Source organism: Oleiphilus sp. HI0067, assembly GCF_001635735.1.
Genome location: NZ_LWFI01001614.1, coordinates 1 through 2043, shown reverse-complemented (window position 1 = coordinate 2043; position 2043 = coordinate 1). Strand labels below are relative to the sequence as shown.

At 43.7% G+C, this 2043-nt stretch carries 2 protein-coding genes; both read right to left on the bottom strand.

Annotated features, from left to right (window positions below):
• Positions 1-37: 37 nt before the first annotated feature.
• Entirely contained in the window at positions 38-811 is a 774-nt protein-coding gene (locus A3739_RS26150; protein ID WP_068473135.1) for an ABC transporter permease, read from the bottom strand.
• Positions 808-1752 (bottom strand): ABC transporter ATP-binding protein, encoded by a 945-nt coding sequence (locus A3739_RS26145; RefSeq protein ID WP_068476550.1) that lies wholly within the window; start codon positions 1750-1752, stop codon positions 808-810. Before A3739_RS26145 ends, A3739_RS26150 begins: the two co-directional genes overlap by 4 nt.
• Positions 1753-2043: the final 291 nt, after the last annotated feature.

Genomic DNA, 2043 nt, shown 5'->3' with positions numbered 1-2043 from the left:
GTATTGCTATAAAGCAGTTACCACGAAGAATCGCAGTCTAGCTGCGAATGCCCTTGCCTTTAGAAAGTAAAAACAAAGCCGTCGAAAATAATAGAACAATAAAAACAATAACCATCCCAAACGCGAATCGAATATCGATATCACTCACACCCAATATTCCGTAACGAAAAGCATTCACCATATATAAAATCGGGTTCGCTTGAGATACGTTCTGCCAAAACTCTGGCAGAAGCGAAATACTATAGAACACACCACCGAGGTAGGTGAGCGGCGTTAATACAAAAGTAGGGACGATAGAGATGTCATCAAATTTCGTCGCGAATACTGCATTAATAAATCCGCCAAGCGAAAATACAATCGCAGTCATTATCACCATACTGGCCGTCACCAGTACGTTGTGAACAACTAAATCGGTAAAGAATAAAGAGAGTAAGGTAACGATAATCCCTACCCCAACACCACGCGCAACACCTCCGGCAACGTAACCGCTCAGCACAACCCAGTTTGGAACAGGTGAAACGAGTATTTCCTCAATACTGCGCTGGAACTTCAAACTAAAGAAAGACGACACCACGTTTGCATAAGAGTTAGTAATCACCGACATCATAATCAAGCCTGGGACAATAAAACTCATATAGTCATAGCCGCCCATTTCTCCGATACGAGGCCCGATAAGATTGCCAAAAATGACAAAATACAAAGCCATGGTAATCGCAGGTGGAAGCATCGTTTGCGCCCAGATTCGTGTAAATCGACGAATCTCTTTTACTACGATGGTCGTAAAAGCAATCCAGATTTGATGTGCGTTCATTTGGTTTGCTCCTTCGAATTTAAGTCTTGGCTAGAGCTAACCAAAGATAAAAACAACTCTTCCAAACGGTTACTTTTATTGCGAATACCCAATACCTTCCAGTCTTCATCTTTGACGGCATCAAAAAACGTCCCTAAGTCTCTTCCCTGCTCGACAGTCAGCTCGATAGCACCGTCGTACGTTAGCGCGGTATCATATCCATCTAACTCTGGCGCCTTACTTAATGGCGGCGTCGTTTCGAAGACATAGGTTTGCTTGGTTAACTTACTCAGCAATTCGTGCTTTGGACTATTCTCGAGAATTTCACCCTTATCAATGATGGCAATATTGCGACACAACTCCTCAGCTTCTTCGAGGTAGTGTGTAGTCAAAATGATGGTAGTACCCGCATCGTTAATTTCTTGAAGGAACTTCCACATGGATCGACGCAGCTCAATGTCAACGCCAGCAGTAGGCTCATCTAGAATCAGCAATTTTGGCTTATGAATAAGTGCTCGTGCGATCATTACACGGCGCTTCATGCCACCGGAAAGCATTCGAGCCGGCTCGTTGCGTTTTTCCCAAAGACCAAGTGCTTTTAAATATACTTCTGCGGTTTGCTTCGCCTCTGATGCAGGAATACCGTAATAGCCCGCTTGCGTCACAAGAATATGCTCAACTTTCTCAAACTGGTTGAAATTGACCTCTTGCGGTACGACGCCCAAACAAGTCTTTGCCTTCTCGAGCTCGCGATCTAAGTCATAATCAAAGATTTTTACCGTGCCGGACGTTTTATTTACGAGTGAGGAGACAATACCAAGCGTCGTTGATTTACCCGCTCCATTTGGTCCTAACAAAGCAAAGAAGTCCCCCTTCTTCACATTCAAGGAGACATCTTTTAAGGCAACGTGCCCATTGTCGTAAGTCTTGTTCAAGCTCACGACCTCTAACGCATTGGTCATCGAGATATTCACTTTAGTAGGTTTGAGGCAGTTTGTATGAGGGCGCACTTATCAAATTTCAAGCGATCGTCAAAAAAGACTTTGATAAGCGCAGATGAGGAGAGCGCGTAGGAAATGTCAGTTAGAGATATTTAGTAGTAAAAAGCCAAGCTTACATGCCCGACATTATATGCTTCAGACTCCATTTAGAAGTTGCGCCAGACAGAAGGAAGGCATTCTCATCAATGCCAAATGCTCCCTTAGGCAAACTATCTTTAATATATAGCGCCTCTGCTTCGGAATGACTTTCAT

What these genes read in the sequence shown, in the direction of transcription:
- A3739_RS26150 (WP_068473135.1), bottom strand. Translation starts at nt 811, where the DNA reads ATGAACGCACATCAAATCTGGATTGCTTTTACGACCATCGTAGTAAAA.
- A3739_RS26145 (WP_068476550.1), bottom strand. Translation starts at nt 1,752, where the DNA reads ATGACCAATGCGTTAGAGGTCGTGAGCTTGAACAAGACTTACGACAAT.